16 protein-coding genes are annotated in these 20,534 nt (G+C 35.5%); 3 read left to right on the forward strand and 13 right to left on the reverse strand.

What is annotated here, in order from left to right; genetic code table 11:
* Nucleotides 1–16: 16 nt before the first annotated feature.
* From EAH55_RS18835 to EAH55_RS18860, 6 genes are all read right to left on the reverse strand, one after another.
* Nucleotides 17–553 carry a hypothetical protein gene (locus EAH55_RS18835; RefSeq protein ID WP_121811010.1) on the reverse strand — a complete coding sequence of 179 codons (537 nt, stop codon included), beginning with the start codon at nucleotides 551–553 and terminating at the stop codon, nucleotides 17–19.
* 68 nt (nucleotides 554–621) lie between these two features.
* A complete protein-coding gene (locus EAH55_RS18840; RefSeq protein WP_162996953.1) occupies nucleotides 622–1,527 on the reverse strand; it encodes a hypothetical protein in 906 nt (301 codons plus the stop codon).
* A 16-nt stretch (nucleotides 1,528–1,543) separates the two neighbouring features.
* Complete coding sequence (locus EAH55_RS18845; protein WP_121811012.1) at nucleotides 1,544–2,152, reverse strand: hypothetical protein; 609 nt, start codon at nucleotides 2,150–2,152, stop codon at nucleotides 1,544–1,546.
* 31 nt (nucleotides 2,153–2,183) lie between these two features.
* On the reverse strand, nucleotides 2,184–2,807 hold the full coding sequence (locus tag EAH55_RS18850; RefSeq protein WP_121811013.1) for an XkdF-like putative serine protease domain-containing protein: 624 nt from the start codon (nucleotides 2,805–2,807) through the stop codon (nucleotides 2,184–2,186).
* A 56-nt stretch (nucleotides 2,808–2,863) separates the two neighbouring features.
* On the reverse strand, nucleotides 2,864–5,671 hold the full coding sequence (locus EAH55_RS18855; protein WP_121811014.1) for a hypothetical protein: 2,808 nt from the start codon (nucleotides 5,669–5,671) through the stop codon (nucleotides 2,864–2,866).
* 57 nt (nucleotides 5,672–5,728) lie between these two features.
* On the reverse strand, nucleotides 5,729–7,909 hold the full coding sequence (locus EAH55_RS18860; protein ID WP_162996954.1) for a hypothetical protein: 2,181 nt from the start codon (nucleotides 7,907–7,909) through the stop codon (nucleotides 5,729–5,731).
* Nucleotides 7,910–8,028: 119 nt separating this feature from the next.
* Between EAH55_RS18860 and EAH55_RS18865 the strand changes: the two genes are divergently transcribed.
* On the forward strand, nucleotides 8,029–8,514 hold the full coding sequence (locus EAH55_RS18865) for a hypothetical protein (protein ID WP_121811016.1): 486 nt from the start codon (nucleotides 8,029–8,031) through the stop codon (nucleotides 8,512–8,514).
* A 38-nt stretch (nucleotides 8,515–8,552) separates the two neighbouring features.
* On the opposite strand, the gene EAH55_RS18870 is transcribed toward EAH55_RS18865, so the two are convergent.
* The 3 genes from EAH55_RS18870 to EAH55_RS18880 are packed head-to-tail and all read right to left on the reverse strand — an operon-like array spanning nucleotide 8,553 to nucleotide 14,210.
* Nucleotides 8,553–9,548: a HEPN domain-containing protein gene (locus tag EAH55_RS18870; RefSeq protein ID WP_121811017.1), complete on the reverse strand. Its 996-nt coding sequence runs from the start codon at nucleotides 9,546–9,548 to the stop codon at nucleotides 8,553–8,555.
* Nucleotides 9,549–9,606: 58 nt separating this feature from the next.
* Nucleotides 9,607–12,936 (reverse strand): hypothetical protein, encoded by a 3,330-nt coding sequence (locus EAH55_RS18875; RefSeq protein ID WP_121811018.1) that lies wholly within the window; start codon nucleotides 12,934–12,936, stop codon nucleotides 9,607–9,609.
* Nucleotides 12,937–12,962: 26 nt separating this feature from the next.
* Nucleotides 12,963–14,210 carry a hypothetical protein gene (locus tag EAH55_RS18880; protein ID WP_162996955.1) on the reverse strand — a complete coding sequence of 416 codons (1,248 nt, stop codon included), beginning with the start codon at nucleotides 14,208–14,210 and terminating at the stop codon, nucleotides 12,963–12,965.
* A 47-nt stretch (nucleotides 14,211–14,257) separates the two neighbouring features.
* On the opposite strand from EAH55_RS18880, the gene EAH55_RS18885 reads away from it, so the two are divergent.
* Nucleotides 14,258–14,602 carry a hypothetical protein gene (locus EAH55_RS18885; RefSeq protein ID WP_121811020.1) on the forward strand — a complete coding sequence of 115 codons (345 nt, stop codon included), beginning with the start codon at nucleotides 14,258–14,260 and terminating at the stop codon, nucleotides 14,600–14,602.
* On the opposite strand, the gene EAH55_RS18890 is transcribed toward EAH55_RS18885, so the two are convergent.
* The 4 genes from EAH55_RS18890 to EAH55_RS18905 all read right to left on the reverse strand — a co-directional run bounded on the left by EAH55_RS18890 (nucleotide 14,589) and on the right by EAH55_RS18905 (nucleotide 17,704).
* Nucleotides 14,589–15,242: a hypothetical protein gene (locus EAH55_RS18890; RefSeq protein WP_162996956.1), complete on the reverse strand. Its 654-nt coding sequence runs from the start codon at nucleotides 15,240–15,242 to the stop codon at nucleotides 14,589–14,591. The genes EAH55_RS18885 and EAH55_RS18890 overlap by 14 nt on opposite strands.
* A 213-nt stretch (nucleotides 15,243–15,455) precedes the next feature.
* A complete protein-coding gene (locus EAH55_RS18895; protein ID WP_121811022.1) occupies nucleotides 15,456–16,028 on the reverse strand; it encodes a hypothetical protein in 573 nt (190 codons plus the stop codon).
* Between the two features lie 79 nt (nucleotides 16,029–16,107).
* Entirely contained in the window at nucleotides 16,108–17,340 is a 1,233-nt protein-coding gene (locus EAH55_RS18900) for a terminase large subunit domain-containing protein (RefSeq protein ID WP_262707306.1), read from the reverse strand.
* Nucleotides 17,341–17,362: 22 nt separating this feature from the next.
* Nucleotides 17,363–17,704, reverse strand: coding sequence for a DUF5681 domain-containing protein (locus EAH55_RS18905; RefSeq protein WP_121811024.1), 342 nt, complete (start codon nucleotides 17,702–17,704; stop codon nucleotides 17,363–17,365).
* A gap of 252 nt (nucleotides 17,705–17,956) precedes the next feature.
* Between EAH55_RS18905 and EAH55_RS18910 the strand changes: the two genes are divergently transcribed.
* Nucleotides 17,957–19,285, forward strand: coding sequence for a hypothetical protein (locus EAH55_RS18910; RefSeq protein WP_121811025.1), 1,329 nt, complete (start codon nucleotides 17,957–17,959; stop codon nucleotides 19,283–19,285).
* Nucleotides 19,286–20,534 lie beyond the last annotated feature (1,249 nt).

The following is a 20,534-nucleotide window of genomic DNA, read 5'->3' on the forward strand; positions in this document are numbered from 1 at the left end:
TCTTATGAGCAAAGAATTATAGAGCAACTATTGAGTTGATTATTGTCGGGTCTACGATCTGCGGTTCTTCTACATCGCTGCCGGAAAGGGTCAAAACCCTACCGTTTGCAGAATTTGACACCTCGGTAGCTACAGATTTCAACTGAAATTGACCGTTAAGCCCAAATCCAATCCAAGTACCGTTTTTGAGTTTAACTAAAGCAGCAACCGGATTTCCGAAAAGATTCTCAACTGCTGTTTTAGCAGCGATACTACCGATGTTAGCCAAAGTAAACGAAAGTGATTTTTGTATATCGTAAGTACCATTATCGTTATAGGTATAGTCAGACTTGATACTGTTCTGATCTTTTACTGCACCGTATTTTACAAACGTTTTTCCTGAAGCTACGTTGATGTTAGAAATAGTTCCACCAGATGATACAGCGTAAACTTCAGTTGAACCTGATATGATAGCTAAATCACTATAGGCAATCAGGTAAACTTCATCACGTACCCCGGTTTTAGTATTCTTCCCACACTCACGAGCCAACAGGGTTAATGAATTACAAGCCATTTTTTATAAATATTTTAAGTCGGATATAAAAGAGGCTAACCGGATTGTCAGCCCCTCTTACATTATTATTATTTTATTGTACCGTAACCGATAGATTCAGTATAAATTGGTACTACACCTAATGAAAAACGAGAGTCAAAATAAACCTGTTCGGTTTCCATAGAATACTTGTTAACTAATGCTACATCCTGCATTTCTCCACCTGCCTGTAATTGTGACATACGTGCAGCAACTACAGCACCTGTCGAATTGAGGCCATCAACCGGAGCCAGTTTCGAAACGCTACCCCATAATGTTAATTGGTCATTAGGATTGAATAAGTTTTTAGCAGCGATTTGAGATACATACTTCCTGTAAGTGTCAGTACCAATAAAGATTCTGTAATCTTCTTTGTTAGCAATCTCAACGGGCATTTGCAAATCAAAAGCCTGTAGTTGCGAAATGGTATCACCAGAAGTACCACCCGATAAATGAATGTAGGTAGCACCAGTGATTTGTTTTACGAAACCGTCAATCTGTTTTAAAGTTGCAGTAGCACCAGAGGCTTTATCACCTTTCCAGATCATTTGCTCTAAAGCTGCCTGTACTTTGTCTGAAACTTCAGTACCAATAAAGTCTAAGAACAAACCATCATCATACACCTGACCTGCCATTTTGGCCTTCATATCCTGAACTGCGTAAGTTTTTTCAAGGTCACGAACGCAATAGTTAAGGTTCACTTTCAAATCCTTAACAGATAAGATAGCTTCACCCAAAACAGTATCACCTAAAGCATTACGGCCACAGGTTGAACCATCTTGAATTTGAACATCAGTATTAGCTAATTGTACTGCTTTGTTACCTTTTGCAGTACCGTCAAATGCGTTGGCATCTAACAACATTTTAATTGTCTGAGCGCCTAAAATTGCTCTTGTCATGAACGCCCTTGAGGTTTCGTCATTATAGACAGGTAGGGCTGAAATATTATAAGCCATCTTATAATTAGGGGTATTACTTTTTGAAAGAATTACCGATTCGTTTGTATTTTTCTAATTCGGATTCCTTTATCTCCACCCTGTTATCGGCTGATAGTTGGGTGGGTACTTTTTTTAGTAGTTCAATTGTTGAATTGAAGTTTTGTACATCTTCTTTTGTAGGTGCTTCACTGATTACCTGTAAAATTGATTTTACTGCATCTTCCAGAGTTGAAATCCTGTCTGATAATGCTTGTGTTGCATCATCTTCTTTAGCTTCATCTGCCGGGGTTTCTGTAGCTTCTTCAGCGGGTGAACCTTCTACAGGCGCAGCCAAATCTTCTTCTTTAGGTTTTTCAGCTTCTTCTACAGGTGCATCAGGTTCTTTTGTGATTTTATCTATTTTTCCGTCTTTTACTGTTATTTCTGCGCCATTCGACAATGCGTAATCGCCATCAGGTGCAGGCACTGAACCATTTGAAGTACTGGTTGAAATTTCAGCACCCTCTTTAAGTTCGGCGTACTCAAGCATACTGTCTGAATCTTTAACTTTTACGGCTTCAAACGATTCATCATACTTTTCAGTAAAAAACTTCAATAGATTTTGGCACTTTTCCTTTGCTAATTGTATTGCGCTTTTTTCCATCTCGTTTTTATACCGATAAATATTAGATAGCTTAGATATTATCTTTTAGCTGTTCTAATTCAGCTAATTCCTTAAAAGCGGTTTCTAATTCGGATAATAAATATTGTTTTGAAAGATTAACTGTAGTTTTGGTATCGATCATTCCAAACAGCCCCTCAACGGACAATCCTGTAATTTTTTTTGATTGAATATCTGACCAAACCTGATCTGATAGAACCTTTAAGCCTAACACCCAACTGCCAATAGGTACACTACCCAAAGCTTTAGGTGCTAAAATTCCTTTATCGGTATCTACTATATAAGATTGAAATATGTAAGAGTCAGCAGGGATTAATGAATGTTCTAAATTGGTATTATTGAAGAAACCTTTCCGGGCAAACACCTGTGAAATTTCTCGGATAGTATCTTTTGAAAAGGTACAGGCATATTCCCCCAACTCCGGGGAGTTTCTATAAATAACCTGATTAGGAATCAGGGCAACACCTAACAATTCTTTTTTAAGATCATCAGCAGCAAACTTTAACTGCTCATTTTTAGCAAAGCTTAACCACTGCATTTCATTAGCAGGATGTTCAACTAATGCTACGGCCTGAACAAATGAATCTTCTTCCGGGTCTATGGTTAATTCTATAAGGGGTAAATTCTTTTTTAACATTTATCTGTTTTCCGATAAATATTAGTTTGTATCCCCGGTTTAGTACGGGGATACACTTAGTAAGAAGATAAGCTATTGTTTAAACTATCTTTTGCCTCCGCATTTTTTAGACTTTTCAAAACAACATAAGCTTCTACGGGCTTACTTTTCTCAGTTTGAACAGCTTTAACAATATCCTGAGAACCGTTTTGTTGTAAAACTGTACTATTGATAATTGGTGCTGATGGTGTCCCACCGTTTGATATTGAAGATGGAGAATCAACTCCTGATGCCGTACCGCTCTTTAATTGGCTAATTGCTTTTGCTCCGGCTGCTATTGATGCTGCACCCGCTAAAACACCTGAAATAGTATTGATGGTTACCCAAGGCTGACCAAAAGTAATAGGCGAAGCAGCTACAGCTTTAGCATTAGCTACCTGAGTATTTATAACAATTTTGCCTATACCTGCTGCCTGTTCCGCAACAATCCCGGCGATTGCTATCGCTTTGTTCTTTTCACCAATATCTTCAAGCAACGAACCAAAACCGCCTAATAAATCAGCTTCCGCACTTTGAATCTCTTTTTTTGCTTCAAATGCGTTTTCATCAATCTTTTTGCGGGCTTCTGCTGCATTATCAGCGATATTTGTTAAAGCTGTTTCATGTTGTTGTGTTAGCAATTCAATAGCATCATTTTGGCCTTTTAACCCTAATAACTTAGCCTGAAACTCAGCATTCTCTTTGTCGGTATCAGCCTTTTCATTTGCGTTAACCTTGTTTTTAGCTACATCGGCTGTATCAGTATCTTTTGCTTTGTTATTACGGTTGACCTGTACATCTTTAGCATCTGCATGATTTGAAACGCTGTTACCTATCTTCTGCAACCTCTGATTATTGATCTGATCATTGCGGGATGCTTCTAACAACTCTTTTTGCTCCGGGGTTGCGTTCTTTAATTGTTCATCAATTTTCTTATTGATTTCCTGAATGGCCTTATCATATGTTGATAGATTTTCATTTTCGATGCTCTTTAAGTATTCGGCGATCTGGTCATCATATTTCTTATTAACCCTTAACTCTTCGTTTTTGCGGGCTTCTGTCAAATTGTTGAATTCAGTGTTGTAATCTTTTAGATCTTTTTTTCGTTTCTCTAAAAGGTCAAACTCTTTTTTGTATTTAACATCTAAATCTGTTAACTCTTTATCACGGGCATCCTGCGTACCTTCAGCTATTACTTTTAACGCATCTTCATTTTGCTTTTTAATAGCATCTAAATCAGTTTTTAAAGCAGCAGCAGCTTTTTCAGCAGCAGCTTTAGCATCTTTATCTTTTTTATCCTGAATCTTTTTATCTGCTTCTGCCTGAATTACTGCTATCTGGTTTTGACCATCAGCATATTTCTTTTGATAGTCTTTATCTGATTTATCCAGTACAGAAAGTTTTAGCTTTTCGTTTTCTATCTGTAAAGCAGTAGCATCTTTACCTTGCGCTTTTAATAGTTTAAGCTGCCTATCATTTTGCTCAATTGTTTTTTGGGTTTCTTCTTTTCGGGCTTCCTCTGCATAAGCTGCTCTTTTATTAGCAGCCCCTTTTTGATAATTGGCAACTACGTTTAAATCATCAGCAACATTTTTAATGCCGTCTTTAAGGTCATTAGCAGCAGCTTTGAAATCTAACTTTATAACATCAATCAGAACTTTGATACTGGTGATAACATAATCAATAGGTACTTTTAAACCCTTTAGAATTACTAAACCAACACCGTTAACAACCTCCATAAATGAATGGAAAGTATCGGTTGAAGCTTTTACTGTAGGAAATAAACCTGAGATACCGGCTTTAAGGTTATCCCACTGGGTAACCAAAGTTGCTATCAAGGCAATTACTAAACCAATACCTATAGCTTTTAATGCAGTACCAAAAGCAGTAGTAGCTACAGTAGCGCCCCCGGTGGCAACAGTTTCAACAGTTATTGTAGCAGCCAAAGCCCCCTGTGCAGCGGTATTAGCAGCCGTTAATTCTGCTTCTTGTGCTAAAGCAGCGTTATAAGCTTCCTGTAATGCGATCTGTTCCTGTTTAGCTGTAGCAGCCAAAGCAGCCAGTTCTAAATAAGCTTCTTCTGCTCCTGATAGTTCAGTTTCTGCATCTAAGCCCGCTGCTCTGGCCTCTGCTAATGCTGCTTCACTTTCAGCCTTTAGATTGTTAGCATTTTCAATAGCAGTAGCTAAAGCAGTTTCAGCAGCAGCCCGTTCTGTTTGAGCAGCTACTAAAGCTTCATTAGAGGTTACTAATTCCTCGTTAGCTACAGTTTGTTCCTGAGTAGCTTTGGTATAGGCTTGTTTAGGTAAAAATTGAGCAGCAATCACCCTACCCAAATCGGAGAAACCTTTTTTGAGGTCATCTAAATTTGATAAAGCGTGAGAGAATGCTAACAAACCCTGCAAGCGTGCTAAGTTTTCCGATGATTTTTCAGAGTTGAAACCTAATGCTATCAAACCACCGGAGAACCCGGCTAATGAACCTGCTGCACCAGAAGCTACTTTAGAAAAAGCAGCAAACTTATTTTCGGGAGAAAAGCTGTTGAGGGTATCCTTAAATTCACTTGCACGTCTTTTTAGTTCAGCTAAATCTTTAGCACCTTGCAAAAAGGCAGCAGAGTTTTTACCCTGCTGTTGTTCTATTTTCTGTAACTCACTGGTAGCATCACGGATTAACTGTTTGTAGTTTTTGAAACCATCTAAATTACCTACAGGTTGTTTCGAGACTTCACCAACTTTAGAACCTAATTTACCTACTTCCTGTGTAGCCTCTTTAACCTGATCTGTACCGTTAACGGATATATCTAATATGACTTGTTCAGCCCCATTATTTGTATTTGTAGCCATTTATCGTTTTCGATAAATATTCGGCTGACCTGATCTTTAAGGCCGGATTTAACCCTCTTATAACACTATCTTTTGAAGTTTAACCTGCGAAGTTTCTTTAGAGTTGTAGTAATCAATATTTAAAATTTTGGCATACATGCCCCCGGCTTTAGTTTGGATATATACCGGGGTTCTCATATCAAGATTTGATACATCTGTTGCAGATAATAGCACATTAAAATCAAACACAGCAACATTATCATCATTCAATTCTAAAATCTGGTTTTGATAGAAATCTGAATATATATTTGGCAGGGTAAATATATCTTGCGTTAAAGGCATATAAACTTCATTTGGTACACCAAATAATAAACTAAAAATTCCTGTACCGTTGGTATCTGTTAAAATATGAGATGATTTATTAGTTAATGTTAAACCTGATGATACGGTGGTATACGTTACAGTATCCCCCGAATTTGTTAAGACTATATCATACGGGTTGCAGGACGTATAACCATTATTGAATAAGATTCTCAAATTACTTTTATAGGATTGTTTAGCAGTTAATTCACCTTTAAAAATGGCAGGTAATATTTTATCATCACCGTTTTCTTTAACTATAATTGTTGGTGAAAAATCTACTTCAATATCTAATCCGGCTGCTACACCTTTACTATTAGTTATGGAGAAATCCCCGTAGGAAACATCAGCATACTTAGTTGTATAAAGTTTGTTATAATAATTGTTATCATCCGTTTTAAACTTGAAATTATATACTGACGGTAACTGAGTATTGAAAGAAATCTTTGATGCTGATCTTAAATCTACTTTTTTAGTCCAATCATAAGCATAAGTTGCCGGGGTTAATGCCTTCTGGTAAAAACTATCAAAAGGTTCAATAATAATATCGTTGGGAACATTTGGATTTTCTAAAAAATATAAATTAAAAAACTTCAATAGTGATTTTAGAAAATCTTTAACCATCACATTTTGGGGAACTACATCTCTTAAGTTGATGGTATCCCCCGAAACGATTTCTACTTGTGAAGTAACTCCTGATGCCCCTAAATTAAACACAGCATTATTAACAGTTATAGAAGCTGTATTTGAAGTGGTATTAGCCACAATGCCGAAACCTTCACCTTTCAGGTAAGATTTTAAAGCCAATGAAAGATGTGTTGAACCAGTTATACCGGATGTAGGAAAAAGATATTCTGAATTAGTAGATGTAATGGGAGTTCCGGAGGTGTCTAACTGGAATAAAACAAAGCTTACCGTTGAACCTGTACCATCTAAAGAAGTAGCAGAAAAGTTAACTGATAAATCCAATTGGGTAGTTACATTTCTGGTCAAAACATAAGTATGTACATCAACCCCGGTAAATGTTCGGGTTTGTCTTTTGATATACTGGCTATCAACTATTGCTCCCAAATCGATAGCAGCAGAATGATTTAAAGAAGTAAAATTATAGGTTGTTGCCCCGGTGGTAACATCAGTATAAAAGACTTTTTTAACTGCGTTAGAAAACTCCTGTTCAGCATAGGGTATAAAACACTTTTTGAAAATATCAGAATTAATAAAATCACCGGAATAGGTATAACCATATTTTTGAAAGATGTTATCAAAATAGGTTTTAAGATAAACCCCGGTTCTAAAATTGCGCAAATCAAACTTGCCGGGGTTCTGAACAATAGTTTTTCCATAATCGATTTGCGGATAGAAAAAGTCATGATAAGGCTCTGTTAAACCATCATTGTAATTCATATTCCAACTATTAACTATGTTCGTTAATGTGTAGTGGTGGTGGTAATCTGTTACAAATACATTGCTTAACAGATCATTCCCGATCTTACCAAAGAAATCAACTAAGCTTCCGGTAACAACTGCTGAATAAGTATAATTACCGTTGCTATCAAGATCAACCCCGGTAATCTTTAAAGTACCTTTAAAAATCATTATTGAGTCTTCAAAGATTTGACACTGTACACCCCTATTTGGTGAAAAGTTATAATATAATTTCTCAGGTAATGTAGTATCTGAAAACCTCGAAGGGCTATATAAATTCCCCAAAACCCTATTGTTATTAGGTGTAGCTTTTAAGCTTATGTTTTTACTTAGAGAATCTAAGCGTTGGCTTATATCCTGAATAACAGTAGTAGAAAATGAAGTTGTAAATTCGTCCCCCAAAGATTCACATTCTAATTCAGCATAGCTGCCATTATCTTCTATTAAGTATATTTTAAAATTTAGATTACTCATCTTTTTAGATAAATATTCGATTTAGAATAGAATAATTTTTTTTTGAAAATATACACGATTCAAAAAAATTTATACATTTGTATAAATCTAAAATATAAACACTAAAAAAATATAAGATTATGTCAAAAGAGCAGTTAATAGAAAATATACAAAAAGAGTTAGAACAACTACTAAGTCAGAAAAGCACTATAGAAGAAAATTTGACAAAAGAATTAGCGGAGGCTCAATCTGAATTTGATATAAAAGTTGCTTCTATAAAAGCAAAATGGAATATTGCTGATATTGATGCAAACATCGAAACATTTCAAGAAGGTTTAAAAGTTTTTAAAGGTGAACCTACTATTAAACATAACCCTGTAGTAAAAAAGGAAAAGGGTTCATCAAAGCCAGCAAAACCAGCGGGTGAAAAGAAAAGTAACGATCAAAAGATTATAGACGTTTTAAAGGTTTTGGGTTCGGCTACAGTAAGTGAGGTTAAAGAATACCTTAACAAAAACGGTATCCACTTCGGTTCACCAGTACCGCAATATCTTTCAAATATGGAAACAGTTAAACAGATACTTAAGTCCGATGATAATCGCCCCAAAAAGTATTCTTTACGCTAAAAAGAAAGGCTATCATGACGATAGCCTTTTTTTTAGTATTATAATCCGTCTGTGATTTCTCCATCACTTTTAAAAATCAAATTCATAAAATAACCTTCAAAGTCGTCTTGCTTTAGCAAAAAAATCTTTGCGTCCGAGATAGTTATTTTCAGTAATACCTCCCTTGCAAGGCTATCCATCTTAATTGAAGATTCAGCCAACTTTTCATTTGATGCACTGATGGTATCTCCGTGCATAAATTTCGACCTTATTCCATAAGCAGTTTTAATAGCTCTATAGTTTTCAATCTTCTCTTTTAATTCTCCTCCAATATATAAAGTAACTCTTTCAGCCAATTGATGTGAAATTTCCGTGCTATTCGTTACGAATAAACATTCAAACAATGACATATAAAACGATATCTTCATAGGCAGGGAATCCGTTTCTCTTGCATAGCTTAAGAAATCAAATGTTCTGTTAATTTTGTTATAAAGCTTATATGGTATACTATTCTTACCAGAGGAATTTACATTGGATGATTCAGAGTAATCTAACTCTATTTTTTCAAGTCCATCAATTTGGATTAAATCATTCACTTGTATCATTAATGACTTAACTTTATTAAGTTCATTTTTATCAAATTTTGTATTGGAAAATTTGCCACTTGAATTTGAATACATCAAATTAAAAATTCGAGACCGAACAGGTATTTCATCCCCGTCATTAGCGATGGAATGAATCCAATGAAAATTAACAGAATTGTCTTTTATAAGCCACAGTGATATTTGAAAACGATAAAGAAATTTAGCAGCGAACTGCTGATACTTAAAAATAGCAACATTATCAACTCGCTCAATATCACCGTAAATATTAATGTTGTCAACAAATGAATTATAGGTATTCAATCCGACATATGGAGCAATATTTTGCTTTTTAAAAAAAATTGCTTCAAGCCTTTTATTATTACAATCAACCTCAAAGCCCTCAATATTCATTGGAAACTGAATATCAGATGAAATATCAAATCCGGTAAGGTTAGAAACAATAGTAATCATTGTGCCGATGTTAAAACACAATAATACAAAAGGGCTGCGAATGCAGCCCTTATTATTTTTATTCCCCTTCGATCTGGCAACTAACCCAACAAACGCAAAGCGGGTACAGATGATTTCTGTAATTCACAGGATCAATAACGTCTAATACGTCTCGGAAAATACTTAACTCAAACGTGCTTTGAAATGGTGGTATATCAAACTCAAAGTAGACATCAGTCCATCCAATTTCAACCCTTTGTTTTAGGATGTTAACGATGTTATTACCCTTGATACCTAAACATACCGTACCCGCATCATAGCTATCAGCTTTAATTTGTCGGGTGTTAGTTGTTTCACTATCCGGGGTTAGATCAGTTCTGTAAAGTTTAGGGAACAGTTCAGCATTAACCCTTACAACAGCCTTTCTTGTTCCAGTTTTGGCAGTAACGTTAATAGTTCTGAAAACCTTGTTAGGGTTACCATCTGCATCATAACCTAATTCAATATGATTGATAGCAGGGCTGATTAAAGATGGATAATCCCTGTTTATTGAACTCCTGCTTACCAAAGTAGCACCGCTGTTTGACCATCTGCCCGAACCCGTCCAACCGCTATCAAAAGTATTATCACTAATCTTCTCTGTAAACGATAATTTAGGGCTATAACCTACCTTTTTGTTTTTCTTTTCTACACCACCGTTATATTGTACATAGATGTCGGAAATAGAAAATGTATTGCCTGATAAATCAACAACCAATTTCAAATTGTCGTAGTTTACATATCTTTTTAAATCCGATGCAGATAACGTTAATTGATAATAGCCATTGTTGTAAGTTGCTGCTGATGTTACATTAGCAAAACTACCTTCGGGTTTACCGTATGTACTTAAGAATGCAAAACTATGCCTTGTCAACGTACTATTGATTTTTGAATAGTTAATAGTGGTTGAACCTGTTGAGCCTGTAGTTGCTAAAGTAGTAGTACCTGTAGTATCATAAACAATAGTTGATGGTTGAGCTTGATTTAAGGTTTCAAACCCAATGATATAACCAGTAGTAGGACTATAAAATTTACCTTTAGCTATCAAACTGATTGTACCGCCTGTGCCATTTAGAACCTGACTTGAAGTATAAATATCACCAATCGTAATAGATGTACCTGTATAAGTAGTTTTGTCAACTGTTAAGATAATAGATTGATTGCTCTTTGCCGGAAAAGCATAATCCGCACTGTTAAAGTAGTCTTTCAACCAGAATTTAGTTGCCCCGCTTTGTGGCATCTGTATGTAAATGGTTGCTGATGTGTTATTGATTTTATCCAACGTTAAATCCCACAAAGCAAAATCCGTAAACGAAACTGCGTTTTTACTCATCAATTCGAGATACTCATCAGTGTAAGCAGTACCTTTTGTGTATGAAGTTGCGCCCGAAATCTTGTCCATATACCCCCAACCGTTTGCCTCATTTGATTCAGTCAACCCATAATGACCTACCGTTAATTCTGACCATTTTGAACTTCTTTGTTGGATGGTATCATAGTTTAAATCCTGAATTGAATTAATAGCTAACTCCCCTATTTTTCTAAATCCTTTAATTGATTTCTTAGGATTTGGGATTGCCTTATTAAATAAATATGTCCATTCATTAACATTGTAAGAAATGGCACGGGTATCCGGGTGTGTACCCCAGAACCTAATTGCGGGTACACCTTGTGTAATTATTTTTTCACCTAATACGCCCTGTTCGTGGTAATACGCTCCATATTCATCAGCTACAGTTTTGAAAATATTAGATAGGAAGGAATTTTTAATGAAATAATCATTACTATATATAGGTTTAGCACCTGATGCTAAAATAGTTTCTGATACTTCTTTCAATTCTTCTTTAAACAAATCAGAATCGCTAATACCACTATTTAAAGTTTCGTTCCCGATATTTTGAACGGTTATGTATGTCGGGTTAATATCTCTTATACCAAAGCCCCTCGATGTAAATTGAGTAGGGGTATTTTTTCTTAACCTATCTGTGATATCTACTAACCTATCGCCACCCTGTGAATAGTTATATACCTGATAATTTGTTAGCGCTGCAACCCTGTTAACAATGGCTTTATTTTTTACTGCCACCCCGGCAGCCTCAATGTAAGAGCAACCTGCGAAAACAATTTTATCTGAATTTAAAATGGTAAGAGTGTCCCCGGTGCTACTCGATGCACCTGTAGCCCCGCTTATCATGTAACCATTAATAGCGGTAACAACCGGAAAACTAAATGGTACATAAACATTTGCTGTGTTACCTGTTTCCAATTGAATCTGGCTGTAAGGCTGAGGGAATGATGTTCTAAAAACACCGTAGACTACCCTTGTGCAATTGGTTTGGGCGGTAAACGTGTACGGTGTTTCACCGGATGGCAAAATAGCGTAGCTAATCTTAGCGTTACTTGCGTCCTCAAACCTTATTGAAACAGGCTGACCGCCCGCAAAATTAGGATGATGATAACCGCTTAAGGTGTAAATATTACCGGGGGTAACCGGGCTGTAGAGCAATACCGCTCCCGTCAACGTAACATAGCTTCCGTCATTTGGGGTTATCCACTGTCCGGTTATTTGATTTACCGGATTTTGAAGATTTATTGATGTTGTGATTGTTGGTACTCCATAACCTTTATCTCTTAATTGTTTTTGAGTAACGACATAAGTATCTCCTGTCATCGGGGTCACAACAATACCATTCGTCAAATATTGCGCTTCAATATTCTTATTGTTGATGCTGTTTACATTTGATAAATACGGTGCATAGGCGGGATAATTAGCCGACTGGTCACCTGCCAATAACATTACATTATTATAGGGTTTGGTATTCGAAGTGTTGTCGTAACGTTGAACTGAATAATAGATTTTCGTACAGGCTGACGGCGTTGTAAATACTGTTGGTGCAATATTATTTAAGGTAACCCCACTTAAGGAATTTCCGTTAATGTCCTCAAATCTTAAATTCAAACTTAATGTACTTGAAGGTGATATATAGCCACCAATTGTATAGGTGGTATTGCCACTAACAGAAGAATAATATGTTACACCGCTAAATGTTATTAAATTGAAACTGGCTGATGTCTGAACATAAGTGTTTAATAGAATATTTGCGGGGTTTTGCAAATTGATTGAACCTGTTGATGAACCAACGGTCACTTGTGAAGGTGTAAAACCTAAAGCATTAGTAACTTGCGTCGATGTTATCCCTGTTATAAATAAGGTTGAGCCAGATATGTCTAACTTACTTTCAACGTTAGTTTTAGTAAGGTTAGCAAGTGTATTGAAAGCATTTCCTATAGTAGCAGGACTGATAGTAAACGGTAAAGTCTGATTAATTATATTGGCAGTAATGCCGGAGGTGTAACCTGAAATATCCATTATCTTTTAGGATAAATATTAGGTCGTTAATCAAATAATCCGGGAACATCACAAGTGAAAGTAATCTCCAACCTATTGTTATCAGTTGAGTACTTTTTCTGCCTGATAGTATAAGAGCTATTAAATAACGTTACGGGGTAATACCTGCTGTTATCAAGCCTCACATAAACTTTTTCAGCGGTAATGATACTACGTAACCACTTAGCTGAATCATCGCTTAAAACGTCTGTAATCGCTGTGTATTGACTGGTATTTGTGATGTTAATTACCGTTGAAGTTTCATTATAGATTCCATTATTTATATCTGAATATACCCCGGATGAGTTTAGTTGAAAGGGATATTTTCCAATAGTAGTTTTTTCTGAACTTATTTGCTCCTGCGGGTTAAACAAGCTTAAGCTATCAAAGCCACCCAACGGATTACTAAACATTAATTGAAATGATTTCCGGCATTTAGAGGCATCTTTCAACACGTATGTTCTCTTTTCGGAAAGGGTATTTCCTGATGAATCTGTTAGTTGAACTGTATAGTAATAAGAGTTTAAAAGCTTAAGAGAATCACCGAATTGAAGCGCAAATTGGATTTGGAATTGGTGACCAAACAAACCTGAAAAGTCTGTACCAAAGTAATTTGTTAAAGTATTGGGACTAACATTTAATCTACCTGCATTTTGTGTAACACCTGTAATGTATTGTGTACTTACCAATTGGTTATTTTGGCCGTAAAAATCAAACTTAGCTTTTGCTACCTGACCATCATTTAAATAGTACAGGTATTCAGTTGAATCTTTATAGATAGCATTTACAGTTGGCTTATGGGTTAAGAAATGAATTGTTCCGGTATAGCCTGATGATAATGTGTAATGTTTATAGTTGAAATCCGTAAAATGAGTTCTATCAATTTCTCCGTTCCAAACATCATATAAGCCGGTGCTTAAAGTATCACCTTGAGTTAAAACCCCAATACTTAAGTAGTATTCCGTAATCTGTAATTTGTAGGCTAATGATAAAGCCGGGGTTTCCTCAACTATATTTTCGGTATTGACCAACTGGTAATCGACGTAGTTTGATAAGATAGAAGACAAATCAAAGTATGTTCCCAGAGGTATAGGAGGAACTGTATAATACTTTTGAGTTGAAATGATGCTGTTATCTGAGGCTAAAACTTTAACTATAAAGTATAGAATAGAACTTCTATCACTTCTCAGTTGAAAAATGACAGGGTTGTTCATGACAGGTGTATACTTTTGAGGTTGTGAGGTAATTGTAATCATCTCTTTTAGGATAAATATTAATACCTTCGATACTTAACCTTTAGAAGATGACACCCAAATACGGCATTGAAGTTTTTGAAATTTTGGATAATGGTAATTTGCTCAATGCTGTGTACACGAATACAGGATTATTCAATGGTAATGTTTACAGCATTGATAATGAAATAGCCGTAAAGATATATCCGGATAGTACAGGAATTGAAGGCCAATACGATTGCAGATTTATCGAAAAGAATAACGCATCAGTATGTCATTGTATTCTTACTATCACAAAACAGGGGGCTGCTTTTAAATTTGTTTGGGAATCTGACACTGAACTATTTGAAGGTATTGGTCTTGTGGCAGGGAAAAATCACATAGCTGTATCTTACGTTGAAATCAATCTGTTGTAGCCCTTTTAAATACATCGCCGGAGGCTCCGCCCTTAATACCTGACTTTATCCAATCAGCCGAAAAGCCTTTAATAGTCTTTTGCAGATCTTCTACTAATTGCGGTATTTCAGGAGTAAAAATATTCCGGGGTTTAAAGCCTTTTTTGTAAACCTTTCGAGCCATCAAAAATGCAGCAGTCTTGATAGCCTTTTCATCTCCTTCCAAGTCTTCGTGCGGGGATGGTTTACCGTGTAAAAATTCTTCATTACGAAGCTGAATGTTTTTAGTATTGATATAGTTGATAAAAGCTGAATAAGGGGGCATTTTCTCTTTATAGGCAAACGGTGAATCCGGTGCCAATTCGGAACTTTCAGCACCCCGGACACCTTTATCCTGAAACAGCAAATAGGCCGGGGCTAAAATTTTTATACCAGATTCAGATGTTTCCATCTTGATATTTTCAATCTCCCCGGTCACAACCATATCAGCCGATTGAATCCGCTCTTTAACTCTTTCTATAAAACTGGCTACATCGTTTTCAGCAGTGCTGAACATGTCAGCCGTGGTAAATTCACTCCGGGCAGTTCCTAATTGGGAGATTTGAGATAATGCGGAGGCTCTGGCTGCTCTGCTTGCTGCTGCTCTTGATTGGATTGCCATTTTTCAGGGGTTAAAATTTTGCTGCTGTTTAGGCTTTTTTGTATTTAGATTCTAAGATTTTTACTTTAGCTATGAGGTATGAGGCTAATGTTAACACGTATAAGGCCGGTAATTCAATACATTGTAAGTAGGGTGTACCAATTTCTTTGGAAACATTCATAGCTAAATCAGTCCACCCCCATAAACGGTTAAACTCTTTTTGGGCATCTTGATTTATTTGTGCCAAAACATTTTGATTATCTTCTGAATTTTCTCCCTCACTATCTGTTTCAATATCTTCCAAGCCAAACAAACCCGGAAACGATTCAAAGATTTCAGCGTTGATCTGGTTAGCGCAAAAAAAAACTGCATCACATCGTAAATTGATAGATTAGCTATCTCCTGATCTGATTTGTTCTTAATTAATAGCCTTAAGATTTGGGGCATATTCTCCCACTGCTGACCATCTGCGTTAAGCTTGTTAAAGGCAACCCATTCATCATAGGTGATTTCCTCAATCATTTTTATATCGAGATCACACCGTGTCTTTTGTATGGGTGTATTCATGAAGTTGATTGCTGTTAACAGGGATATGATTGTAGTTGCCGGGAGTTGTGTTAACTCTGTTATTGATACATCTAACAGGATAGATAACATAGCATACTGGACATATGCGTTATATTCTTCAACATCATAATTTGCTTCATCCGGCTCTGTTGGAATCTGCATTATCTGAATATATTTCAGGTAATTTACCTCTTTATAATTGCGGGGTATTCTTTTCAATAAATCCTCTGATTTGCTCATAAACACTTTCAGATAAATATTATCCTACCCGGAGGTTTAAGCCCAGTTTATTAACTCCGGGGCAAATAGGTTTAAGCTTTTAGGCAAAACCAAATGTGTTTAAGAAATTGGTATTTGGTATGGTACGTTGAAGATACTTGTAGGCCATACCCAAAGCTGCTATGCAGTCATCATGATAACCCTGTTGAGCCTGTAGTTTAACTACATTGGATTTATCAGAATATTTCATCTCAAACACTTTCATCTCATCGGCCACAGCTTCTATAAACTTCAATTCGTTCCTTTCTACCCCATTAACAAGATTGAAGATCATCGGGGCTTTGCTCTTATTGGTAAACTCAAACCCAATAACATTATGTCCTTCATTTCTGATTCTCTCATATATAACACCACCCGCTGTAAAGCTACTGCTGTCAATTACTTTTAGGGCTTTAGGGTATGGCAGATTTAAAATCTTTTGATACTGTAGTTCATAATCATTTAGCCTGAACCTATCAAAGTATGTCATCTGGCCCGTAGCTGATAACCCGATAATCACTGTAGCATCTGATTGCTCTGTACTACCCTTCGCTATATCTATACCGTACACTACTGTAGGTTCATTACTTAACTCTTTAATGATATTACGGTTGATATCAGCCTCTTTGAACGGGTTGCTTTGATTGGCCTGCGGGTCTGATTCAAACTCCTGTGCAAAGGTTATTGATGGTGTACTGGCTTTAATTTGCTCATACTCTGCTTTAGGAAAGAAAGGGTTATCAAGAGATTTAAATTTGAATGACTCCCACCCATCAATACCCTGTTTGCCTTTTAGATATGCCTGATAGAAAAAGTTACCAGTACCTTTGAAAGTAGATATCAGGAATACCCTTCCCGCTGTCATAGCTACCAGAGGACGAACGATATCGTAAAAGACATAGTTCTGATTGCTGATATTACAAAACTCGTCTATCAGGACTAAATCAGCCTCATAACCCCTCATACGTTCTACTGCATCAGGTTCACCTGAAAAGAACTTAACCACAGCTCCATTAACAAACTCAATAGTTAAATCTAATTTGTTAGTACTGGCTACCAGTTCACCGGGGATTAATTGTAATATGTTTTTAAACCAATCCCGGCACTGTTTATAAGTCGGGCATATAAAGAATACCCTTTTGCCTTTAGCTGCTGTTAGACACGCAAGTGTCATCATGCAATCTGTTTTACCAAATCGTCTACCTGCTGCGATACAAACATATCGGGCGGTACTTTTGAGAATCTTTAACTGGTTTAGGTGGGGCTGTTTAAACTTGAATTTTACGGTACTCACTAATCATCTTCACTATCCGATCTTAGATAAGATTGATGATATCCTGCATATCATTATCTATCCGTTTATCACCAAAACCAAAGTCAATTTTGATTACTCCGTTCTGGTTCACATTAATATCACTATCGATTTGAAGATGTGCCATAGGCGCAAGAAAGTACTTCAAATACTTCTCCATCAACTGTAAACGCATTCCCGGCTTTAGCTTTTTTAAATCTTCTGCAAAGCTGTTATCACCCGTACCAGTAAAGTATTCTGTAGCTTTTCCCCTTAGAAATTCTCTTATTGCTACATCGCTTTCGTTATGTTTTGTGCCCTTCGGTTTTCCTGCCGGATTACCGCTAACACCCTTTTGAAATGGCATTTTGTCCCTGTGTTTTTGTCCCCTTCTGCGTTTCCTGCATCCAAATGCAGTTTCAGTAAAAAGACACTACTTTAACCAACTATGTAAGCCAGTTAATTATGCCCCTTATACCGGGGCAACTTTCTGATTTCTATTGCTTTTAAGAATAAATATTAGATGGTAATAGATATTACCGTATGTGAGGGTGGAAATGACGACTGAATAGCTTTTAAGAATATTATTATTAAATTTAGAAGACCTAAATGTTTCAAAATGAAAACTGTTCTTGCAATAATCTCGATGTTACTGCTTCTCCCATTCTATACTTATTCTCAAGGTTCTTTTAAATTAATTAAAGTCCCACAAGATATATCTAAAAAAAATCATTCCTCTGACAGCTATAAGTTACTGATTAAAAACAATGATCGTTTATTATTGCAATTAGATGTTAATAATGAATTCCAATATTTAACAGGCAAGACTAAACATACATTTCCAAGAAATCACGAAATGATGGATTCAATAAAAATTAACAGAGAAGATACCATTCAAATTACAAAACCTCTTGATACAATTTTTGCAACACAAGGCAAGTTTTTAGAAATATTTGGCGACTTTAATACGAAATGCGTTACTATGTTAACCAAGGTAGATACATCCAATTTCTTTGATGTCAGCGGAGATGATTTGGCATTACACGGCATATATAATGATTTAGAACCTACGTTCTCAACGACCAAATTTACTAATAACAACGTCAAACGACTTAGTATCAATTCACTACATTTTAGTTCATTAAAATTACTCTATTCATACTTTCAAAAGATAGATTTCCATCTTGTATCAATTTCAAATACTCTTGTGATAAAAGACACGAAAATTGATAGTGCTATTCTACATAATGTATTTTTACCGGATACAGTCAAGTTGATAAATTTAGATTTAACAGATATAAAGGGATATATTGATTTTACCAATTTGCCATACAATAGAGAAAAAAATTATGTATTAATATTAGGCAATGTTGATATAGAAAAACTAAATATACCATATGATAGATTTACAGTCTTGGTAGATGATAGCATCAGTTATGAACAACAATCAATGCTTTATCAAACCGTTCTAAATAAATTAAAGGAACGAGGTTTAAACGAAAAATTTGAAACCTTAGATAAACGATACCAAGCACTTAAAATGAACACTAACGGTCATTGGCTAATAAATTTCATTGAGTGTATTTGGTGGGATTACGGATACGATAAGGGCAGAATTATAAAGATTTCTTTTATCTTCTTCTTAGCTTTTCTCATATTAAATCTTTGCATTTTCAGACAACTAACTATTGCTTACCTACCAGAAAATATTGAAAATTATTACACCTATACCATCCGAAAGATATTTGTTGTAGGAACTAAACGCCAACAATTTTTGGTCTACCTTTATAAAGTGGGTATTTATACCGGATTTATTTTTTGGGGGCTTAAACTGGATTTAAAGGATTTAAAACTAACATTATGGTGGGCATTGTTGATAATAATATTTGAGTACAGCGTAGGCATTATATGTTTAGCGTACATTGCTAATTATATAATCACCAAATAATATATTTCTATTATTAATTAGCGCATATTATTTATATTTGTAGAATGACAGCAACAATAGTACATTCATACAATGACCTAATTAAAAAAATAAAATGGAGTGAATTTAACAGACTAATAGAAATATCCAATAATAAATTAATAAAAAGATATTATCAAATCGGAGTTATAACAAAAGACCTATCATCTGAACCTATAACTATCATTGATGAAGGAGAACATTACAAGGTTAAAATAAAAGGCTTATTAGATTGTTTTATCGTATATAAATAAATTCACTTTAAAAATTATCTTTTACAAAAGTTAAGACTATTTATCTATAAACAGATAAATGTAAGCAATTTACAATTAGAGTTTAACATAGGCGTGGATACCTCAATTTACAAAAATGATTGAAAAGGTGTCAGTCCTATTTGCGAAATTGTAACCTTAGATTTTACTATATTTGATTAAGGTAGCGGTGAAAGGCATTAGTTTAATCTTAAATTTTAATTAATGACAAGTAAACAATTCACTGCCATTACGAAAGCTGTATCTGGATTACTTTATAGAATCTATTTACTGTTGCATCTATTTTTATAATAGTTTCGTGCCTTATAACCGCTTAGCTTGACTAAGCGAGGGCACCGTGCGAAAGTCGTATGGGCTGAGTAACCGCTATCCTTATTTAAATCCCTAATGTGCAGGGTCTATAAATGGCATTGGTTCTCCCCCCGGAGGTAATTTCCCCGGTGGTGAAGGCGTAAGGAATATCAGCGATAATATTATGACTATCACTAAAACCGTTGCAAATGCAGCCCACGCAATGAATATATCTTTATAAGGCTGTTCCATAGCCCAAATTACCAATTTTTAATTGTTTTCTTGGAGATTAATAAACAATAATTTACTTTTCGGTATTCATCTTTTTTGGCCTAACTAATCTGCACTCTGTATGAGAATTTTCCATTTCTAAGGAATTGTCAGGCTGATTTTATTCTATATTTCTCCGTATTAAATTAAGAATAATTCAAGTAGACAGTTTCCATTTGTTTACTTTGAACCCGTGTCTATGCAGACATTTTATGCACTTTGGACTCCGAAAGAGATTCGGATGATGTTTGTTTTATTAATTTTCGCCTATGTTATATATAAGGGCATAGTATTAATATTTACTCAAACGAAAGCTAAGAGCACAATTGAGATTAATACCCCAATAGGTTCATTTAAAATTGATTCCCCAAGTGCAGGGCTGATTCTTTGCTTTTTAG

Origin of the sequence: Mucilaginibacter kameinonensis (assembly GCF_003675385.1) — a bacterium.
In the GTDB taxonomy this organism is placed as follows: domain Bacteria; phylum Bacteroidota; class Bacteroidia; order Sphingobacteriales; family Sphingobacteriaceae; genus Mucilaginibacter; species Mucilaginibacter kameinonensis.